We start from the raw sequence: 16,574 nt of genomic DNA on the forward strand, positions 1-16,574 counted from the left end.
CGGGTCAGTTCAATCCCCCGGCGAACACCCGGGTCTGGTATTGGAAGTCGATCAGCCCGTCGCGTGCATGCGCGTCGAACAGCGTGCGTAGCGCGGCGAGCATCGGGGCATGGCGTGGGTCATGCGCGAGCGGGGCATACGACGAAGACAACAGCCGGCCGCGTAAGGCATCGAAGTCCAGCCGTTGCACATTCGGAAAGCGTGCCATCGCGCGGAAGCCTTCGCCGAACCACGCCTGCATGGTGGCATCGTCCTGATAGCGTTCGGCCACGGCCGAATAGTCGGTGCCGTAGTCCAGCAGCAATTGCTCGTAGCCGCGCAGGAAGTCGGTGGTGTCCAGCTCGCGGCTGTTCCAGTAGATCACCGCCAGCCCGCCGGGCTGCAGGATGCGCGCCCACTCGGCACGCACCGCCTGCACGTCGAACCAGTGAAAGGCCTGCGCCGCGGACACCAAGCCGACGCTGGCATCGGCCAGCCCGGTGGCCTCGGCGGTGCCGTCGACCGCGCGGAACTTGGGGAACTCCGCCAGCCACTGCTGCGCGGCTGCGCGCATGGCCGGGTTGGGTTCCACCGCCGTGACCGGATAACCGGCCTCCAGAAACAGCCGGCTGGAGATGCCGGTGCCGGCACCGATATCGGCCACCGCGGTGGCCGGCGTCAGGCCCAGCTCTTCGTGCAGCCAGCGCAGCAGCTGCGGCGGATAGCTCGGCCGGTAGCGCACATAGGCCGCGACGCGGTCGTTGAAACGTTGGGCGGAGGAGGGCGCGGCCATGCTCAACTGTTGGCGGCCGCAAGCCAGGCCAGGCCGCCGAAGAACAGGATGAAGATCGCCACCCCTGCCACCCAGAGCGCAACCGCCAGCCAGCCAAGAATCAGCCCGCCGATGGCCAGCCCGTCGCCGTCCAGCCCCTGCGGATTGCGGCGGATTTCGCCGCGCGCCAGGTGGCCGGTGATGATGGCGCAGAGGCTGCCGAGGAACGGGATCAGCGTCCAGCCGAGAATGCCCGAGACCAGGCTGACGATGGCCATGGCACTGGTCTGTCGAACGACGACGTTCATCATGAACTCCTGAAGTGGCGGCAGCCGACGGCTGGCGTGGGCCGATTATCCCAGAGCCGCCGCCCGAATGGCGTGCCGTCTGCGGCCAGACGCTGTGCGTGGCCGGTTTTGACCGGAATGGGCGAGGCTGCATCTCTGGCCGTGCCCGACATCGGGACTAGCGGCCGATGAAGCGTTGAGCACCAAGATCGTGCGCAACTGCGTGACTCACTGCAAATGATCCAGGCACCCGGCCGCCGCTGATTGGCCGAGCCGTGCGCAGGCGCAACGTGGCGGCCATGCTCCGGTACGCGTGCGACAGCGCGCCGGCTCGATGCCCGGCGCGCTGCACCTCGATCAAAGATCGAACTTGATGCCCTGCGCCAGTGGCAGCGAGTCGGAGTAGTTGATCGTATTGGTCTGGCGACGCATATAGACCTTCCACGCATCCGAGCCGGATTCGCGGCCACCGCCGGTCTCCTTTTCGCCACCGAACGCGCCGCCGATCTCCGCACCCGAGGTACCGATGTTGACGTTGGCGATGCCGCAGTCGCTGCCGGCCGCCGACAGGAACTTCTCGGCCGCCTTCAGGTTCTGGGTGAAGATCGACGACGACAGGCCCTGCGGCACGCCGTTCTGCAGCTCGATCGCCTCGTCCAGCGTGCTGTACTTCATCACGTACAGGATCGGCGCGAAAGTCTCGTGCTGCACCACCGCGTCGCTGTTCTGCAGCCCGGTGACGATGGCCGGCAGCACGAAGTTGCCGGGGCGGTCGATCGCGGTGCCGCCCACTTCGACCGTGCCGCCAGCGGCCTTGGCCTTGGCGATCGAGGCCAGGAACTGCTCCACCGCGCCCTGGCTGTTGAGCGGGCCCATCAGGTTTGCCGGGTCGGTCGGGTCGCCGATCTTGCTGTCGAGCTGCTTGTACGCCTTGACCAGCGTGGCCAGCACGTTGTCGTAGATGGATGCGTGCACGATCAGGCGGCGCGTGGTGGTGCAGCGCTGTCCGGCGGTGCCCACCGCGCCGAACACGATGCCCGGGATGGCCAGCTTCAGGTCGGCGGTCTCGTCCAGGATGATGGCGTTGTTGCCGCCCAGCTCCAGCAGGCAACGGCCCAGGCGGTGGGCGACCTTTTCCGCCACCACGCGGCCGATCTGGGTCGAACCGGTGAAGCTGATCAGCGGCACGCGGCCGTCTTCGACCAGCTTCTGCGACAGCGCCGTGCCGGCATCGTTGATCAGGAAGAAGATGTCCGGGAAGCCGGCGTCCTTCAATGCCGCATTGCAGATCTTCATCGTCGCGATCGCGGTCAGCGGGGTCTTGTTGGACGGCTTCCAGATGCAGATATCGCCGCAGATGGCCGCCAGGAACGCATTCCACGCCCACACCGCCACCGGGAAGTTGAACGCGCTGATGATGCCGACCAGGCCCAGCGGCTGGTACTGCTCGTACATGCGGTGGCCCGGCCGCTCCGAGTGCATGGTGTAGCCGTACAGCATGCGGCTCTGGCCGACTGCGAAGTCGGCGATGTCGATCATCTCCTGTACTTCGCCGTCGCCCTCGGGCTTGCTCTTGCCCATTTCCAGCGCCACCAGCGAGCCCAGCGCATCCTTGTGCGCACGCAGCGCCTCGCCACACAGGCGAACGGCTTCGCCACGGCGCGGCGCAGGCGTGGTCCGCCACACCTTGAAGGCGGCCTGTGCACGCTGGACGATCAGCTCGTAGTCTTCCGGCGTGGTGGCCTGCACCTCGGCGATCACCGCGTTGGTGGTCGGATTGAGCGGCTGCAGCACCCCGGCGCCGGTGGCCTGCGACCAGGTCGCCTCGCCAAGATAGGTACCGGAATTGGACGCGGCGAGGTCGAGCGCCTTGAGCAGGTCAGCGGACATGGGATCTCCAAAGGTCGGGACGGTCGCGCGGCGGCCAGGGCCCCCGCGACACGGGTAGCCGCCGATTTTAGCAGGCTCCGCCGACCACCCGCCGGCTTGGCAATCGCAACGATCGTGCGACAATGCCCACCTTGGCCCCGTAGCTCAGCTGGATAGAGCGTCCCCCTCCTAAGGGGAAGGTCGCCCGTTCGAATCGGGCCGGGGTCACCATGAATCAACGAATGAGCGCCGATTTTCTTTTCGGGTCTTGCCAGATTTAGAGACATATCCACAGCCGACTGCCACAGTTGCCACAAGCGTGCTCGCGTGGCCGAAGTTGGCGATGAAGCGCTTCAATTCCCCTCGCGCCTTGCCTGCTGTAGCGGGGGGATTGGCCGCGTACCAATCCACGTACCACTCAAGGTAGACGCTCACCAGTGGCAGGCGCGCAAGGATGCGTACGCCATGCGTCAGCTCAGCTTCTTTTGCTGCTGGTATTTCCTCAGCTTTATGAGCGCCGAGGCGGCCGAGGCAGATGCGGTGAGGTACGCCGCTCTGGTGCCAGCGGAGGTAGGCACTTGCGCCTCGCAGAGGCTAACGAGCGAGTTAGCGCACCGCTGGTTACTTGACTTGCTGCGGTGCGGGCAAGCAGGCTCCGCTGCGTCTGAGGAAAGATGGATATGCCCATGCGCGAAATTGATGGGTGGACAGTTTCCGCCCATGTGGAGACGGATGAAAAGGGGAAGCCCGTGGCCGGCATTTTGAGCAGGCGCTCGAAGGCCGGGCACGTCATATGCTTTGGCTGCGTGGCTTCAAATTTCGCAATGAACGTGAGGCGAGAGAACACGCTGAGCGTGTTATTGCCAAGATCCGGGGCGTCACCGGTGAGGGCGTTGCGATACCTTCCTGACTAGCGCTTAGAGGCCAAGACCTGCCCGCGCAAAACAGGCCCTAGTTCATTTGTCGTTGCGCAAACGCCACCTTTCTCAGCCATGCCGCACAACCCGCACCCCCACCGGCCGTGCAAACTTGTCCATCGCCACCGAGGAGATGCGGCTATGGCGCAGCAGGCTGCCGAGCTGTTCGGGGACGCCCAGGCGTTGATCGACTTCCGGTTCGAGCACGGTGCGGCGGCGTTTGCGTTGATCGGCCTTGGCGAAGCGGATGCGGTTGTACTCGGCCCAGCCGACGGTGGTGATGGCGCTCATCAAAGCGATCACCGGCAGGGCGCCCAGTGCGAACGGATCCAGCGCGTTGTGCTTGAGGTACAGCTCCATATAGGCGCTGCGCAGGCCGAAGAACCAGGCGATCAGCGTTGCCAGCGGTGCCCACAGATAGAAGTAGACCATCCAGGCGCCGGCGGTGGCGGCGCCGTAGGCGAGGCGGCGCGAGCGGCCGAGGCGTTGCGGCAGGTTGATGATGGGCGGAGTCATTGGATTCCTCGGTCGGGGCTTTTCCAGCGGGCGCGTTTGCTGCGGCGCGCGAGCAGGGCACGGGGGAAGGCGATGACGGCAGTGAGCATGCCGATCATCCAGAAGGCGACCGGATACCAGATCACCCAGAAGAACTGGCGCGCCAGGCCTTTTTCGTAGCGGCGTTCGATCACCAGGCTGGTGGCGAACTGCATCAGGCACACCACCGCCAGCACCAGGCCATGCCAACGCGGCAGGATGGTGTCGACGTACAGCGCAGGCGGCAGCGGGATGACCTTGCCGAGCAGCCACAGCACGATGATGAAGAGCATCGTGTAGGCCCAGGCCAGGCTGAGTGCGTATTCCAGCAGCACGCCCCACATGCGTCGGCTGCGCCAGGACAGCACGCGGCGGCCATGGCTCAGCAACACTTCCACACCACCGCGCGCCCAGCGCAGGCGCTGCATCCACAGGCCGCGGAAGGTCTCCGGCATCAGGATCCAGCACAGCGCGTTGGGTTCGTAGCGGATATCCCAGTCGTCGAGCTGCAGGCGCCAGGAGATGTCGATGTCTTCGGTGACCATGTTGTCGGACCAGAAGCCGACGTGATGCAGCGCCGACCGCCGGAACGCGCAGATCACGCCCGACACGGTGAACAGCCGCCCGTAAACACGCTGCGCACGCTTGATCAAACCGACGATGGCGGAAAATTCGCCCACCTGCATGCGGCCCATCAGCGTGGTGCGGTTACGCACCCGCGGGTTGCCGGTGACGCCGCCGACGCGCGGGCCGGAGATCAGGTGGCCGACCATCCAGCGGGTGGCGTTCGGGTCCAGGATGGCGTCGGCATCCACGCACACCAGATAGTCCGAGCGCGACGCCAGCGTGCCGACGCGCAGCGCGTTGGCCTTGCCGTGGTTCTGCTCCAGGTGCACCACGCGCAGGCGCGGATGCTGGTGGGTGAGATCGTCGAGCGCTTGGGCGGTGTCGTCGCTGCTGCCATCGTTGATGGCGATGATCTCGAAGTCCGGGTAGTTCTGCGCACTCATCGCGGCGATGGTTTCGCCGACATGCTTGGCCTCGTTGTAGCAGGGCACCAGCAACGACACGAACGGCTCGCTGGCCAACGGTGGCGGCGACGAGGGACCCGGTGTGCCGCGTTCGCGTCGCAGGTAGTAGTACGTGCCTCCGATCATCCAGAAGAACGCCATGATGATGGGATAGAAAAACGCGAAGTTGAACAGGGCGCCCAACAGGAGGCTGGTCGTCATCGGCTACCGCTCGATATATGGGAATTGCCGAGCCGACATGGCCTCGCGCGCTTCGGGAAGAGACGGGTGGCCGCCGATGAAGTCGTCGGGGTAGTACGCCAGGTGGCGCACGCCCGCAGCCAGGAGCAACTTGCTGTGTTCGAGCAGCAGGCCCTCCGGCAAGGGCTTGCCGGTGCGCCAATCCACGGTCTGCAGTTCGAAAATGGTGTTCTCGAAACCATGCGGCTGCTGGCCGACCCGCTGCGCCAGCTGCTGCAGCCACTGTTGCGGGTCGTCGGCCTGCTCCATGTACGGCATCGCCATCAGCGCGGTATAGTCGTAGGCCGAAGCAAATGCGTCCAGGCGCTGCGCGAACCAGGCCTCGCTATGCGGCTGCAGCACTGGCTGCGCGAACAAGTTGCGCACGGTCACCAGCTTGGGGCGCCAGCGTTCGGCGGCTGCTTTCAGCTCCTGGGTGAAGCCGATCAGCTGCTGCGTGCGCGTGGCAGGATCGCCATTGCCGTAGGCAGGCACTTCGTCGTCGCGCAGATAGGCATCGTCGTGGAACAGCAGGCCTTCGAAGTAGGTGTTGGCGGCCAGGTCTTCGTAGATGTCGGCGACCAGCTGATGCGTGCGCGGATTGCCCGGATCCAGGCGCGGCACATCCTTCGGGTCGTTGCCGCGAATCTGCAGCGCCGCCTGCTGGTGCGCGTCGGGGAGACGGAAGCCCAGCACCGGCAACCAGGCAAACACGCGCACGCCGGCACGGGTGCGCAGCTGCCAGGCCACACGCCCGAACAGATCCGCGCGCATCGGCAGATGCCGGTTGGGGAAGTACAGCGCATCGGCTGCGCCATCGCCATCCGGGTCGGCGAAGGCCTGCAGGAACACATGGCTGGGGCCGATGTCCTTGACGCGCTGGACCAGGATGTCGAGGTTGCGTGCCATCTGCGCCGGGTCCGGGTCGTAGACGTAATCCAGATCGATCTGGATCGCACGCAGGCCATCGCGCGACAGGTCGCGTCGCAGTTCGCCGGCCAGGTCGCGCACATCGGGGTTGTTGAACAGCAACAGGCGGCCGAGGCTGGCCAGCGATTGCCCGTCCACGCGGTCGCGGCCCTGCTGGCCGATATCGGCTTCGTGCGAACGGCCTTCCAGGTCGAAGCTGAGCGTCATGCCCAGTTGCGCGGCAATGGCGTTGCTGGCGCGGTTGTAGGCGGCATACGGCCACACCATAGCGCGCGGCGGTTTGCCCAGGTGCGCCACGATGGCGTCGCGGCTATGGCGCAGATCGGTCTGGATGCGCTGGCGATAATCCGCTTCGCTCTCATAGCCCTTGCCCGCTTCCCAACGACGGGTGACCGCTGCCGGGGTCTGATTGCCGAATGGATTGCCGGGGATACCTTTGTGCAGATCGTCGCTGTGCGAACCGATTTCGATCAGGCCGCTGTCCTGCATTTCGCGCAGTTGTGCCCAGGTGACGAAATCATCGTGGGTGAAATCGCGATGGCCGTAGGGCACCACCTGGTCGGCCGGCAATTCGACCCAGCTGGTGACCGGTGCGACCAGCGCGGGATAGCCATAGGCCTGCAATAAGGGGAACACACGCGTGTAGACGCTGCGCAAGCCATCGTCGAAGGTCAGTAGCACCGGCCTGGAGGGCAGGGCGCGCCTGCCGGCACGTGCATCCAGGACCTGCTGCACACTCACCGGGTGATAGGCGTGCGAGCGCAGCCAGTCCAGATGCGCGGCGAAGTTGCTCGTGGACACCGCATAACGATCGGGATCGCCCTTGGCGGCGACGTCGTCGCGAATATCGTGGTAGCTGAGCACCAGCAGGCCCGCCTGCGCCGACGACGCGAATGTCATCAGCAGCAAGGCGACCAGCAACAGCGGCAGGCGGATCAAGGCGTACCTCCCCATCGGAAATCCAGGTCGAATCCAAGTTGTTGTTCGCGCTGACCGTCGTAGACCGGGCGCGACCAGCTCACGCCGTAGCTCAGCGCACTGCCGTCGCCCAGCGACCACAGGTGTCGATACGCCGCGCTGGGCACCCACTGGCTGCCGAAGCCGGACTGATAGGTCGGCCCGACGGTGACCTCCAGCCGCTGCCGGAAGGCGTAGTCGTAGCGACGCCAGCCGATCTGATCGATGCGCACGCCAGCGGCCACCGCAGAGTTGCGGCGCGGATTGAAGTAACTGACGGCGCGGTCGTCTTCGGCGCGTCCGGCCGAAGCGGCGAACAGGCCATCGAGCAGCACGTGCGGGCTGGCCCACAGGCGCTGGCTGCCGGACAGATCCAGCTGATCGCGCCGATTGCCGTCGCTGTAGCGCAGCTGGCGTGCCTGCAGTTCCCAACGGCTTTCGTCGTTGGGTGTCCAGCGCAGGGCGGCGCCGATGCTGTCGCCAGTGATGCCGAAACGGCGTGCCTGCAATGAGGCGTCCGGATCATGTGTGCGCCAGGCCAGGCTGCCGTACCAGGCATCGGAAAACCGCCAGCCGGCATCCAGCGCCCAGGCGGTGCCATCGCGATCGAATTCGTCGAGCGCCCGTCCGCCGTAGGCGCTGACATCCAGGCGGTCGTAGCGGTAGTGCGTGCCCAGCCAGAAGCTGCGATAACGCACGCGTGTTTCCTGGAAATCGGCCCAATCGTCGCGTGCACGCAATCCCACGCGCCAGCGCTCGCCGAGCAGCGGCGATTCGGCTTCCAGCAGCGTGCTGCCGAAGTCGTTGCCGAGCGGCGAGGTGCTGTTGGTCAGGGTGTCGTTGTCGCTGCGGCCGCGCGCATGGCTGAGATGTACCTGCCAGCCGCGTTGGCGTTCCAGCGAGGCGCCAAGCCGCTGCAGGCCGGCGTCATCCGGATATTCCTTGCGCAGCGGCGCAAAGGTCGCTGCGGCCAGATCCAGGCGATCCAGATCGCGCTGCGCTTCGACCACGCCACTGCGCGCCTGTTTCTGGTGCGGATCCAGCGTCAATGCCATCGCGTTGCGTTGCAGCGCTGCGCTCGGGTGCCCGCGACGGAATTCGATCGAGGCCAGTGCCGCCTGCAGCTCCGCATTGTCGGGGCCGATGGCCACACGTTCGCGCAACAGGGCGTCTGCGTCGCGATTGTGGTTGGCCGCCGAGCGTGCGGTGGCCAGGGCAATGTCTGCGCTGAAGCGATCCCAATTTTCGTAGCCGCTGCTGGCGCCGTTGCGGCGCGGCCACGGCGCCTGCGTGGCCGCGAGTCTTTCAAACAGCGGCATCGCCAGGTCGAAGCGTTCCTGCTCGAGCAAGGCATAGCCCAGCAGCAGCTGCGTATTGAAGTCGTCGGGATTGTGCTGCAGGGCCTGCCGGAGCACGGCTTCGGCCTCGGCCGGGCGACGCAGGCCCATCAGCGAATCGCCGACCGTCGGCAGTACATAGGCGGGAACCTCGATACCTTCCGCCTTCAACGCCTGGTAGTTGGCCACGACGTCGCGATGGCGCTGCCGCTGGTTGAGCGCGACCAGGCTGTCGACGCGCAGCCGCGTGGCTTCCCACGTCAGCGTCGGCGGTGATTCGCGTTCGATGCGGGCGACATTGACCAGGGCCTGGTCGGTCTCGGCATAGCGGTGTGCGGTGTCGATGGGTTCGGCGCTGGCCCACCCGATCATGCGGGCGACACGATCGTTTTCGATGCGCTCGCGCTCCTGCTGCGAGAACCAGTCCGGATGCCGCCACACGGCCTCTGCTGCGAGCTGTGCGCTGCCGAGGTCGCTCAGCGTGATCGCACGCATGGCATAGGCGCCACGGTCCCGTGGGTTCGCACGCAGTACACGCTCATAGATGGCCAAGGCATCCGCATGGCGTTGCTGGGCGCGCAACTGCTCAGCCTGCTGCATGGGAGTAAGGGCGGTGGAGGCATCAGTCACCCCGTTAGGCCGCACTTCACCACTGTGCGCCTGGGGCACACATGCGGCGATCAAAGCGAGGCTGAGCAGAGGAGTGAGTGCGCCCGTGCGGTCAGGACAACCGCGACGCACGTGGTTGCAAAAGCTGGGGGAAAAGGCAGTGCATTAGCGGTCCAGGCGTATGACGACTGGCGATACTGCGTATGCCTATGTAAAGCCTACGTCATCACGAATTTAACGCGATCTTCATCGGATCAGTCCGCTTTAAATGTGACTTAAGTCACATTTAAGTGTCGAATCAATGACCACAAGTGGGCTATGTTGATCACTGGCGTAACCGCACATGTGTGTGGAGAGGCTCATTGAACAGGCTGCAGGGTTCGGTGCGATAAAGTTCGGCGTTAAGCAGCCCAGCACGACTACCCCATCATCGCGATTAAGTAAATATAAATTTTCACCTAAGCGTGCAATTGGATTTTTGTGAGAATGGTTTTTTTTCTAATCTGCGTCGGAATGGTTATTTAGTTGACCCCTTGGTTAAGGGTTTGGCGGGCTGTCTGAATTAATTTTCATGTAAAAGCCGGGATTTTAGGTGGCTTACTAAAGGGCAGGGGTTTTAAATTGGGCGTTGATGTGTCAATTATGTATCCGAATTTACCGCGTCGGAATCTGCCGCTGCAGAGGTATGAAATTTTGCGTTGCGGTGAACGACTTTTTTAAAAGTGGGTTGTAACCAGATTGGATGGCGACATGATGAGTAAATCGCGATGGTTGGGGCTGCTGGGCTGGTTGGTGCTGTGCTATCTGGTGGCGGCCCTGGGAGCGGCGGCATCGATCCAAGCGGCGAGTTTCTACGCCGGCTTGCAGCGGCCGGACTGGGCACCGCCGGGATGGTTATTCGGGCCGGTGTGGACTGTGCTGTACGGGATGATGGCGATATCGGCGTGGCTGGTCTGGCGGCGCGGTGGGTGGAGCAGTGCGCGTGGGGCGCTGGGTCTGTTCGTGCTGCAGTTGGGGTTGAACGGGTTGTGGAGCTGGTTGTTCTTTGCCTGGCACATGGGTGCTTGGGCGTTTGTCGATATCGCGGCGCTGTGGATGGCGTTGGTGCTGACGATCGTAGCGTTCGCCAAGTGGCAGCGGGTGGCTGCGTGGTTGCTAGTTCCGTATCTTCTGTGGGTGAGTTTTGCGGCGGCGTTGAACTATGCGGTGTGGCAGCTCAATCCGCAGGTGCTTGGCTAAGGGTTGTATGGATCAAAAGTGGCTGATGCACCTCTGCGTTTGGCGCGAGAAGGGTGCGCGGCGGCTACTCGCATCAGCCGGATCCGACGTCGTCTAGCACCAGGTCTCACTATGGGATGCTGCGCAAGCAGCGCTTGGTCCGGCGCATAAAAAGTTTCCATAGCAATCAATCGTTTGGGACTGCCTTGCTTAAATCTTTGTCCCGCAAGGCTTTCTGTATAGGCGCCGCGTTGCGCAAGGTTGGTTTGATACACAGCGCTTGACAGGCCTCGGCCCGGTGATGTCTTTTGCGTACATGCATAACGCCTGCGCCAACGCTTCGCTTACCTGTCAGCCGCAGCTGCGGCCGGGTGCGGGCGTGGCCGGCATTACCACCACCATTACCACCGTCACCATTCGCCCGGTGCGGCCCGTCGTCTTCGCGTAACTTCCGAAAACAACGGCCCCGCACCCGGATCAGGATGCGGGGGCTTTCCTCCCTCATCTGATGCGGACGGGGCCTCCCTAACGAGGTCTGTCGATGTCATCGCCTGTTGTTTTGCTCGAACCCGCCGCTGTTGCCGCATCTTCCGCACGCACCATCGTGCACAAATTCGGCGGCACGTCGGTGGCAGATGCCGAGCGCTACCGGCATGTGGCGCAGTTGTTGCTGGCACGCGACGAGTCGGTGCAGGTTACCGTGGCGTCGGCGATGAAGGGGGTGACCGATGCCTTGATCGCGCTGGCCGAACTGGCCGCGCAGAACCGCCCCGAATGGCGCGAGCGCTGGCATGAGACGCGGGCGCGCCATCGCGGTGCGGCGGTGGCCCTGCTGGGCGAGCATTCCGGGCCGACGGTGGAGTGGCTGGACGAGCGCTTCGAGCACCTGTCGCAAATCCTCGGTGCATTGGCGGTGATCGGCGAGTTGCCGCGCGAGGTGCTCGACCGCGTGCAAGGCCTGGGCGAGGTGTATTCGGCGCAGTTGCTGGGCGACCATTTCCGCGCGCTTGGCGAGGATTGTGCGGTGCTGGATGCGCGTGAGGTGCTGGTGGTCAATCGCGGCGAACTCGGTGTCGATGTGGACTGGGACACCAGCGCGCAGCGCCTTGCGACCTGGCGCCAGGCGCATCCGCAGACGCGCGTGGTGGTCACCGGGTTCGTGGCGCGCGACCGCGCCGACCGCATCACCACGTTGGGGCGCAATGGCAGCGATTATTCCGGCGCGATCTTCGCGGCCTTGTTCGATGCCGATGAGCTGCATATCTGGACCGATGTGGACGGCGTGCTGTCGGCCGACCCGCGCGTGGTGCCCGAAGCAGTGCAGCTGGAAACGCTGAGCTACGACGAGGCCTGCGAACTGGCGTACTTCGGGGCCAAGGTGGTGCATCCGCAGACCATGTCGCCGGCGATCGAACGCGGTTTGCCGATCATCATCCGCAACACCTTCCAGCCGGAACATCCGGGCACGCGCATCACTGCCAGCAGCGCGGTGAGCGGGCCGATCAAGGGGCTGACGCTCAGCCCCGACCTGGCCGTGCTGAATCTGGAGGGCACCGGATTGATCGGCGTGCCCGGCACCGCCGAGCGGGTGTTCGCGGCGCTGCGCACGGCGCAGGTGTCGGTGGTGATGATCTCGCAGGGCTCGTCCGAGCATTCGATCTGTTGCGTGGTCAAGCAGCATGAATCCGAGCGCGCACGCAATGCCTTGCTGCAGGCGTTTGCGCATGAACTCACGGTCGGTCAGGTGCAGCGTGTGCAGCTGACCACCGGCATCAGTGTGCTCGCCGCAGTGGGCGATGGCATGGCCGGGCAGCCGGGTGTGGCGGCGCGGCTGTTCGAGTCACTGGGGCGTGCGCAGGTCAATATCCTGGCGATCGCACAGGGTTCGTCGGAGCGCAACATCTCGGTGGCCATCGACGCAGCGCATGCGACCAAGGCCTTGCGCGCTGCGCATGCCGGCTTCTGGCTGTCGCCGCAGACGTTCTCGGTGGGCGTTATCGGCCCGGGTAACGTGGGTGCGGCGTTGCTGGACCAGTTGCGCATTGCGCAGCCGCAGTTGCTGGGCAAGGCCAACCTGGATCTGCGCCTTCGCGCAGTGGTCTCGCGCGGCCGCATGCTGCTGGACGAGCGCGGCCTGGTCGGCAACTGGCGCGATGCCTTCGCCTCTGCAGCCACCGCGACCGATCTGGAGCGTTTCACCACGCACCTGTTGTCCGCGCATCTGCCGCATACGGTGATCATCGATTGCAGCGGCAGCGCGGAAGTGGCCGATCGCTACGCGGACTGGTTGGCTGCCGGCATCCATGTGGTGACGCCGAACAAACAGGCTGGCTCCGGTCCGTTGCAGCGGTATCAGGCGATCCGTGCGGCGGCCGATGCCAGCGGCGCGCGCTTCCGTTACGAAGCCACCGTGGGCGCCGGCTTGCCGGTGATCACCACGCTGCGCGATCTGGTCGATACCGGCGATGCGGTGACCTCGATCGAGGGCATCTTTTCCGGCACGTTGGCCTGGCTGTTCAACAAGTACGACGGCAGCGTGCCGTTCGCCGAGCTGGTGACGCAGGCGCGCGGCATGGGCTATACCGAACCGGATCCACGCGACGATCTGTCCGGCGTGGATGTGGCGCGCAAGCTGGTGATCCTGGCGCGCGAAGCCGGGCGCGAGATCAGCCTGGAAGATGTGCAGGTCGAGAGCCTGGTGCCTGAAGCACTGCGTCAGGCCAGCGTGGACGATTTCATGGCGCGCCTGCATGAGGTGGATGCGACGTTCGCGCAGCGCCTGGCCGACGCACGTGCACGCGGCAATGTGCTGCGCTATGTCGCGCAGCTGCCGCCGGATCGCGCACCGAGCGTCGGCCTGGTCGAACTGCCGGCCGATCACGCGTTCGCCAACTTGCGCCTGACCGACAACGTGGTGCAGTTCACCACGCGCCGCTACTGCGAAAACCCGTTGGTGGTGCAAGGCCCAGGCGCTGGCCCGGAGGTCACCGCGGCCGGCGTGTTTGCCGATCTGCTGCGGGTGGCGGCGGGCGAGGGGGCACGCTTGTGAATCAGGCGGTTGCAGACCAGTCCGCGGAGATGCAACAGGTGGCGATCGCTGCGCGCGAGCTTGGCCAGGCACGCGCCTTTGCACCGGCCTCGGTGGCGAATGTGGCGGTGGGATTCGATCTGCTCGGCTATCCCATCGACGGCGTCGGCGACACCGTCACGGTGCGGCGCATCGATGCGCCTGTGGTGCGCATCGCCGCCATCCGCGGCACCACCGTGGCCTTGCCGCTGGATGCCGAACGCAACACGGCGGGTGCGGCCTTGATGTCGTTGCGCGCGGCGTTGGCGCTGCCGTTCGGCTTTGAAATCGAAATCGACAAAGGCATCGCCTTGAGTTCGGGCATGGGCGGCTCGGCAGCGTCATGCGTGGCGGCGTTGGTTGCCGCCAACGCGCTGCTGGATGCGCCGCTGAGTAACGAGCAGCTGTATCAGCACGCACTCGATGGCGAGGCGGTGGCCAGCGGTAGCCGCCACGGCGACAATCTTGGCCCGTTGTTTTTGGGCGGCCTGGTGCTGTGCACGCTGGAGCGTCTGGTGCCGATCAGCGTGCCGGCGGCGTGGCACAGCCTGCTTGTGCATCCGGATGCGGTGCTGGAAACCCGCCGCGCGCGCGAAGCCCTGGCCGGCGACTATCAGCTGCGCGAGTTCGTCGCGCAGAGCACCAACCTGGCCTTGGTACTGGCCGGCTGCCATGCCGGCGATGCGGGGCTGGTGCGGGCGGGCCTGCGCGATGTGCTGGTCGAACCACGCCGCGCGCCGTTGATCGCCGGCTTTGCCGCTGCCAAGCAGGCCGCGCTGGGTCACGATGCCTTGGGCGCCAGCATCTCCGGCGCCGGCCCCAGTGTGTTCGCCTGGTTCGCATCGCGCGCGGCCGCCGACGCGGCCGCCGCATCGGTCAAGGCCGCCTTCGCAGGTGTTGGCCTGGACAGCCAGCACTGGGTGTCCCCGATCGCCAGCCCGGCCGCGCGGTTGCTCGCATGAGCCATCTCGCGGATGTCTTCGTCGATCGATCGCCCGCGCACGGCAGGCATGCCGTGCAGCGCGCAAGGCACGCTTCAACCGACCACGACCTCACTGATCTGCATGACCGGCGCAAGATCGGTGTAGTTGGCGATATCGGCGAGAATCTCCTCGGCGTGCGGCCCGAAGCTAGCGCCGAAGGCCTCCACCGACTCGCAGAAGATATGGCACATGCCGATGAAGGCCGGGGGGCTGCCCGGCTCGCCGCCGCTGATGCCCTTGTCCACCGTGTAGCGCAGGCAGGCCGCGCCCATCCGCGCGCTCACCAGCGGCATGTGCGAGTCGCGGTAGTAGGCATGGTCGAAGCGGGCGCCTTCGCGGTAGGGGTACATCACGCTGACCTTGATCATCTGCCGGCTCCACTGGAAGGTGCGCGCAGCATAGCGCTGCGCCGCCCTTGCCGGGCGCCGCCGCAACGCGGCGCGGCCATGCCGCAGTGTCCGGCCTTCTCATTCACGGGCAACGCCCCGTCTTCGTCTTGTCTGGAGTCGTCACCATGAACTTTCTCTCCACCCGTGGCCGCGCGCCCGCCGCAAGCCTGAGCCAGGCGATTGCCGCCGGCCTGGCGCCCGATGGCGGCCTGTACGTGCCGCAGACCCTGCCACCGGCACGCACGCTGACGGCCGGCACCACCTTGGCCGACACCGCCGCCACGTTGCTGCAGCCGTTCTTCGACGGCGATGCGCTGGCGGCCGAGCTGCCGGCCATCTGTGCCGAAGCGTTCGACTTCCCGGCGCCGCTGGTGGCCCTGGGCACGCCCGGCGATTACGCGCTGGAGCTGTTCCATGGCCCGACCGCCGCGTTCAAGGATTTCGGCGCACGCTTTCTTGCCGCCTGCCTGACCCGCCTGCGCCGTGCCGAAGACCGCCCGCTCACCATCCTGGTTGCCACCTCCGGCGACACCGGCGCTGCCGTGGCCGCGGCATTCCACCGCCAGCCGGGGCTGCGCGTGGTGGTGCTGTATCCGGACGGGCGCGTGTCGCCGCGCCAGGCGCATCAGCTGGGCTGCTTCGGCGACAACATCCACGCCCTGCGCGTGGCCGGCTCGTTCGACGATTGCCAGGCGATGGTCAAGCAGGCCTTGAACGATGCCGACCTACAGGCGCAGCTGCCGCTGAGTTCGGCCAACAGCATCAGCCTGGGCCGCTTGCTGCCGCAGATGAGCTATTACGCGCACGCCGCCCTGCAGCACCATGCCGGGGCGGGGGCGGCGCTGAATCTGGTGGTGCCCACCGGCAATCTGGGCAACGGGCTGGCGGCGATCCTGGCGCGCGCGCTCGGTGTGCCGCTGGGCCGTATCGCGTTGGCGTCCAATGCCAATCATGTGTTGCCGGATTATTTTGCCGGCGACGATTACGCGCCGCAGCCCAGCATCGCCACGCTGGCCAATGCGATGGACGTGGGTGCGCCGAGCAACTTCGAACGGCTGCGCTGGCTCTACCAGGGCGACGATGCGGCGCTGCGCGAGGCCTTCCGTGCGCTCTCGGTGGACGATGCGGCGATCCGCCACACCGTGCAGCAGCGCTTTGCGCGCTATGGCGAAGTGCATTGCCCGCATACCGCCACCGCCGTGCATGTGCTCGAGCAGCTGCGCGCAGAAGGGGCCGAGGGCGGCACCGGCGACTGGGCGGTGGCGGCCACCGCACATCCGGCCAAGTTCGAGGGCGTGGTCGAGCCGCTGATCGGGCGTGAGGTGGAGGTGCCGCCGGCACTGGCCGCGCTGCTGCAGCGTCCTGCGCATGCCGAAACGCTGGCGCCGGACTACGCGGCGTTCCGGCAGCGCCTGCTTGCGGATGCGGCCTGACCGAACGCGTTCAGCCTGCCGGGGTTGGAAAGTGCCGCACATG

The 16,574-nt window shown here is 65.8% G+C and carries 12 protein-coding genes and 1 tRNA gene; 5 read left to right on the plus strand and 8 right to left on the minus strand.

From position 1 onward, the window contains the following. Nucleotides 1–4: 4 nt before the first annotated feature. The 3 genes from AC1KVE_RS17810 to amaB form a co-directional block, all read right to left on the minus strand. Complete coding sequence (locus AC1KVE_RS17810; RefSeq protein ID WP_016903109.1) at nucleotides 5–772, minus strand: class I SAM-dependent methyltransferase; 768 nt, start codon at nucleotides 770–772, stop codon at nucleotides 5–7. 2 nt (nucleotides 773–774) lie between these two features. After that, the gene (locus tag AC1KVE_RS17815; RefSeq protein WP_016903110.1) at nucleotides 775–1,059 is read right to left on the minus strand and encodes a DUF4190 domain-containing protein; all 285 of its coding nucleotides are present in this window, start codon (nucleotides 1,057–1,059) and stop codon (nucleotides 775–777) included. A 336-nt stretch (nucleotides 1,060–1,395) separates the two neighbouring features. Beyond that, nucleotides 1,396–2,928, minus strand: coding sequence for an L-piperidine-6-carboxylate dehydrogenase (gene amaB, locus AC1KVE_RS17820; RefSeq protein WP_024940134.1), 1,533 nt, complete (start codon nucleotides 2,926–2,928; stop codon nucleotides 1,396–1,398). A gap of 133 nt (nucleotides 2,929–3,061) precedes the next feature. On the opposite strand from amaB, the gene AC1KVE_RS17825 reads away from it, so the two are divergent. Continuing rightward, nucleotides 3,062–3,138 (plus strand) — tRNA-Arg (locus tag AC1KVE_RS17825). Between the two features lie 755 nt (nucleotides 3,139–3,893). Here AC1KVE_RS17825 and pgaD read toward each other — a convergent pair. The 4 genes from pgaD to AC1KVE_RS17845 are packed head-to-tail and all read right to left on the minus strand — an operon-like array spanning nucleotide 3,894 to nucleotide 9,432. After that, on the minus strand, nucleotides 3,894–4,340 hold the full coding sequence (gene pgaD, locus AC1KVE_RS17830; protein WP_016904642.1) for a poly-beta-1,6-N-acetyl-D-glucosamine biosynthesis protein PgaD: 447 nt from the start codon (nucleotides 4,338–4,340) through the stop codon (nucleotides 3,894–3,896). Beyond that, nucleotides 4,337–5,590 (minus strand): poly-beta-1,6-N-acetyl-D-glucosamine synthase, encoded by a 1,254-nt coding sequence (pgaC, locus tag AC1KVE_RS17835; RefSeq protein ID WP_039527593.1) that lies wholly within the window; start codon nucleotides 5,588–5,590, stop codon nucleotides 4,337–4,339. The genes pgaD and pgaC overlap by 4 nt, the downstream gene beginning before the upstream one ends. A gap of 3 nt (nucleotides 5,591–5,593) precedes the next feature. Next, nucleotides 5,594–7,492, minus strand: a complete 1,899-nt coding sequence (gene pgaB, locus AC1KVE_RS17840; protein ID WP_481092453.1) for a poly-beta-1,6-N-acetyl-D-glucosamine N-deacetylase PgaB — start codon at nucleotides 7,490–7,492, stop codon at nucleotides 5,594–5,596. After that, nucleotides 7,474–9,432 (minus strand): tetratricopeptide repeat protein, encoded by a 1,959-nt coding sequence (locus AC1KVE_RS17845; RefSeq protein ID WP_481092452.1) that lies wholly within the window; start codon nucleotides 9,430–9,432, stop codon nucleotides 7,474–7,476. The genes pgaB and AC1KVE_RS17845 overlap by 19 nt, the downstream gene beginning before the upstream one ends. A gap of 759 nt (nucleotides 9,433–10,191) precedes the next feature. Here AC1KVE_RS17845 and AC1KVE_RS17850 point away from each other — a divergent pair. The 3 genes from AC1KVE_RS17850 (at nucleotide 10,192) to AC1KVE_RS17860 (ending at nucleotide 14,688) form a co-directional block, all read left to right on the plus strand. Continuing rightward, nucleotides 10,192–10,680 (plus strand): TspO/MBR family protein, encoded by a 489-nt coding sequence (locus tag AC1KVE_RS17850; protein WP_184455772.1) that lies wholly within the window; start codon nucleotides 10,192–10,194, stop codon nucleotides 10,678–10,680. Between the two features lie 520 nt (nucleotides 10,681–11,200). Beyond that, the gene (gene thrA / locus AC1KVE_RS17855) at nucleotides 11,201–13,708 is read left to right on the plus strand and encodes a bifunctional aspartate kinase/homoserine dehydrogenase I (RefSeq protein ID WP_184455774.1); all 2,508 of its coding nucleotides are present in this window, start codon (nucleotides 11,201–11,203) and stop codon (nucleotides 13,706–13,708) included. A gap of 29 nt (nucleotides 13,709–13,737) precedes the next feature. Beyond that, on the plus strand, nucleotides 13,738–14,688 hold the full coding sequence (locus AC1KVE_RS17860; protein WP_184455776.1) for a homoserine kinase: 951 nt from the start codon (nucleotides 13,738–13,740) through the stop codon (nucleotides 14,686–14,688). 74 nt (nucleotides 14,689–14,762) lie between these two features. Here the strand turns inward: AC1KVE_RS17860 and AC1KVE_RS17865 are convergent, their stop codons facing one another. Beyond that, complete coding sequence (locus AC1KVE_RS17865) at nucleotides 14,763–15,077, minus strand: EthD family reductase (RefSeq protein ID WP_065032272.1); 315 nt, start codon at nucleotides 15,075–15,077, stop codon at nucleotides 14,763–14,765. A gap of 146 nt (nucleotides 15,078–15,223) precedes the next feature. On the opposite strand from AC1KVE_RS17865, the gene thrC reads away from it, so the two are divergent. After that, a complete protein-coding gene (thrC, locus tag AC1KVE_RS17870; protein WP_154831918.1) occupies nucleotides 15,224–16,531 on the plus strand; it encodes a threonine synthase in 1,308 nt (435 codons plus the stop codon). Nucleotides 16,532–16,574: the final 43 nt, after the last annotated feature.

It is taken from the genome of Xanthomonas sp. NCPPB 2864, from assembly GCF_056675615.1.

Excerpts from the sequence above, each read along its gene's own strand:
- pgaB (WP_481092453.1), bottom strand. The coding sequence starts at position 7,492 with ATGGGGAGGTACGCCTTGATCCGCCTGCCGCTGTTGCTGGTCGCCTTG.
- AC1KVE_RS17865 (WP_065032272.1), bottom strand. The coding sequence starts at position 15,077 with ATGATCAAGGTCAGCGTGATGTACCCCTACCGCGAAGGCGCCCGCTTC.
- amaB (WP_024940134.1), bottom strand. The coding sequence starts at position 2,928 with ATGTCCGCTGACCTGCTCAAGGCGCTCGACCTCGCCGCGTCCAATTCC.
- AC1KVE_RS17810 (WP_016903109.1), bottom strand. The coding sequence starts at position 772 with ATGGCCGCGCCCTCCTCCGCCCAACGTTTCAACGACCGCGTCGCGGCC.
- AC1KVE_RS17850 (WP_184455772.1), top strand. The coding sequence starts at position 10,192 with ATGATGAGTAAATCGCGATGGTTGGGGCTGCTGGGCTGGTTGGTGCTG.
- thrC (WP_154831918.1), top strand. The coding sequence starts at position 15,224 with ATGAACTTTCTCTCCACCCGTGGCCGCGCGCCCGCCGCAAGCCTGAGC.
- thrA (WP_184455774.1), top strand. The coding sequence starts at position 11,201 with ATGTCATCGCCTGTTGTTTTGCTCGAACCCGCCGCTGTTGCCGCATCT.
- AC1KVE_RS17845 (WP_481092452.1), bottom strand. The coding sequence starts at position 9,432 with ATGCAGCAGGCTGAGCAGTTGCGCGCCCAGCAACGCCATGCGGATGCC.
- AC1KVE_RS17860 (WP_184455776.1), top strand. The coding sequence starts at position 13,738 with ATGCAACAGGTGGCGATCGCTGCGCGCGAGCTTGGCCAGGCACGCGCC.
- AC1KVE_RS17815 (WP_016903110.1), bottom strand. The coding sequence starts at position 1,059 with ATGAACGTCGTCGTTCGACAGACCAGTGCCATGGCCATCGTCAGCCTG.
- pgaC (WP_039527593.1), bottom strand. The coding sequence starts at position 5,590 with ATGACGACCAGCCTCCTGTTGGGCGCCCTGTTCAACTTCGCGTTTTTC.
- pgaD (WP_016904642.1), bottom strand. The coding sequence starts at position 4,340 with ATGACTCCGCCCATCATCAACCTGCCGCAACGCCTCGGCCGCTCGCGC.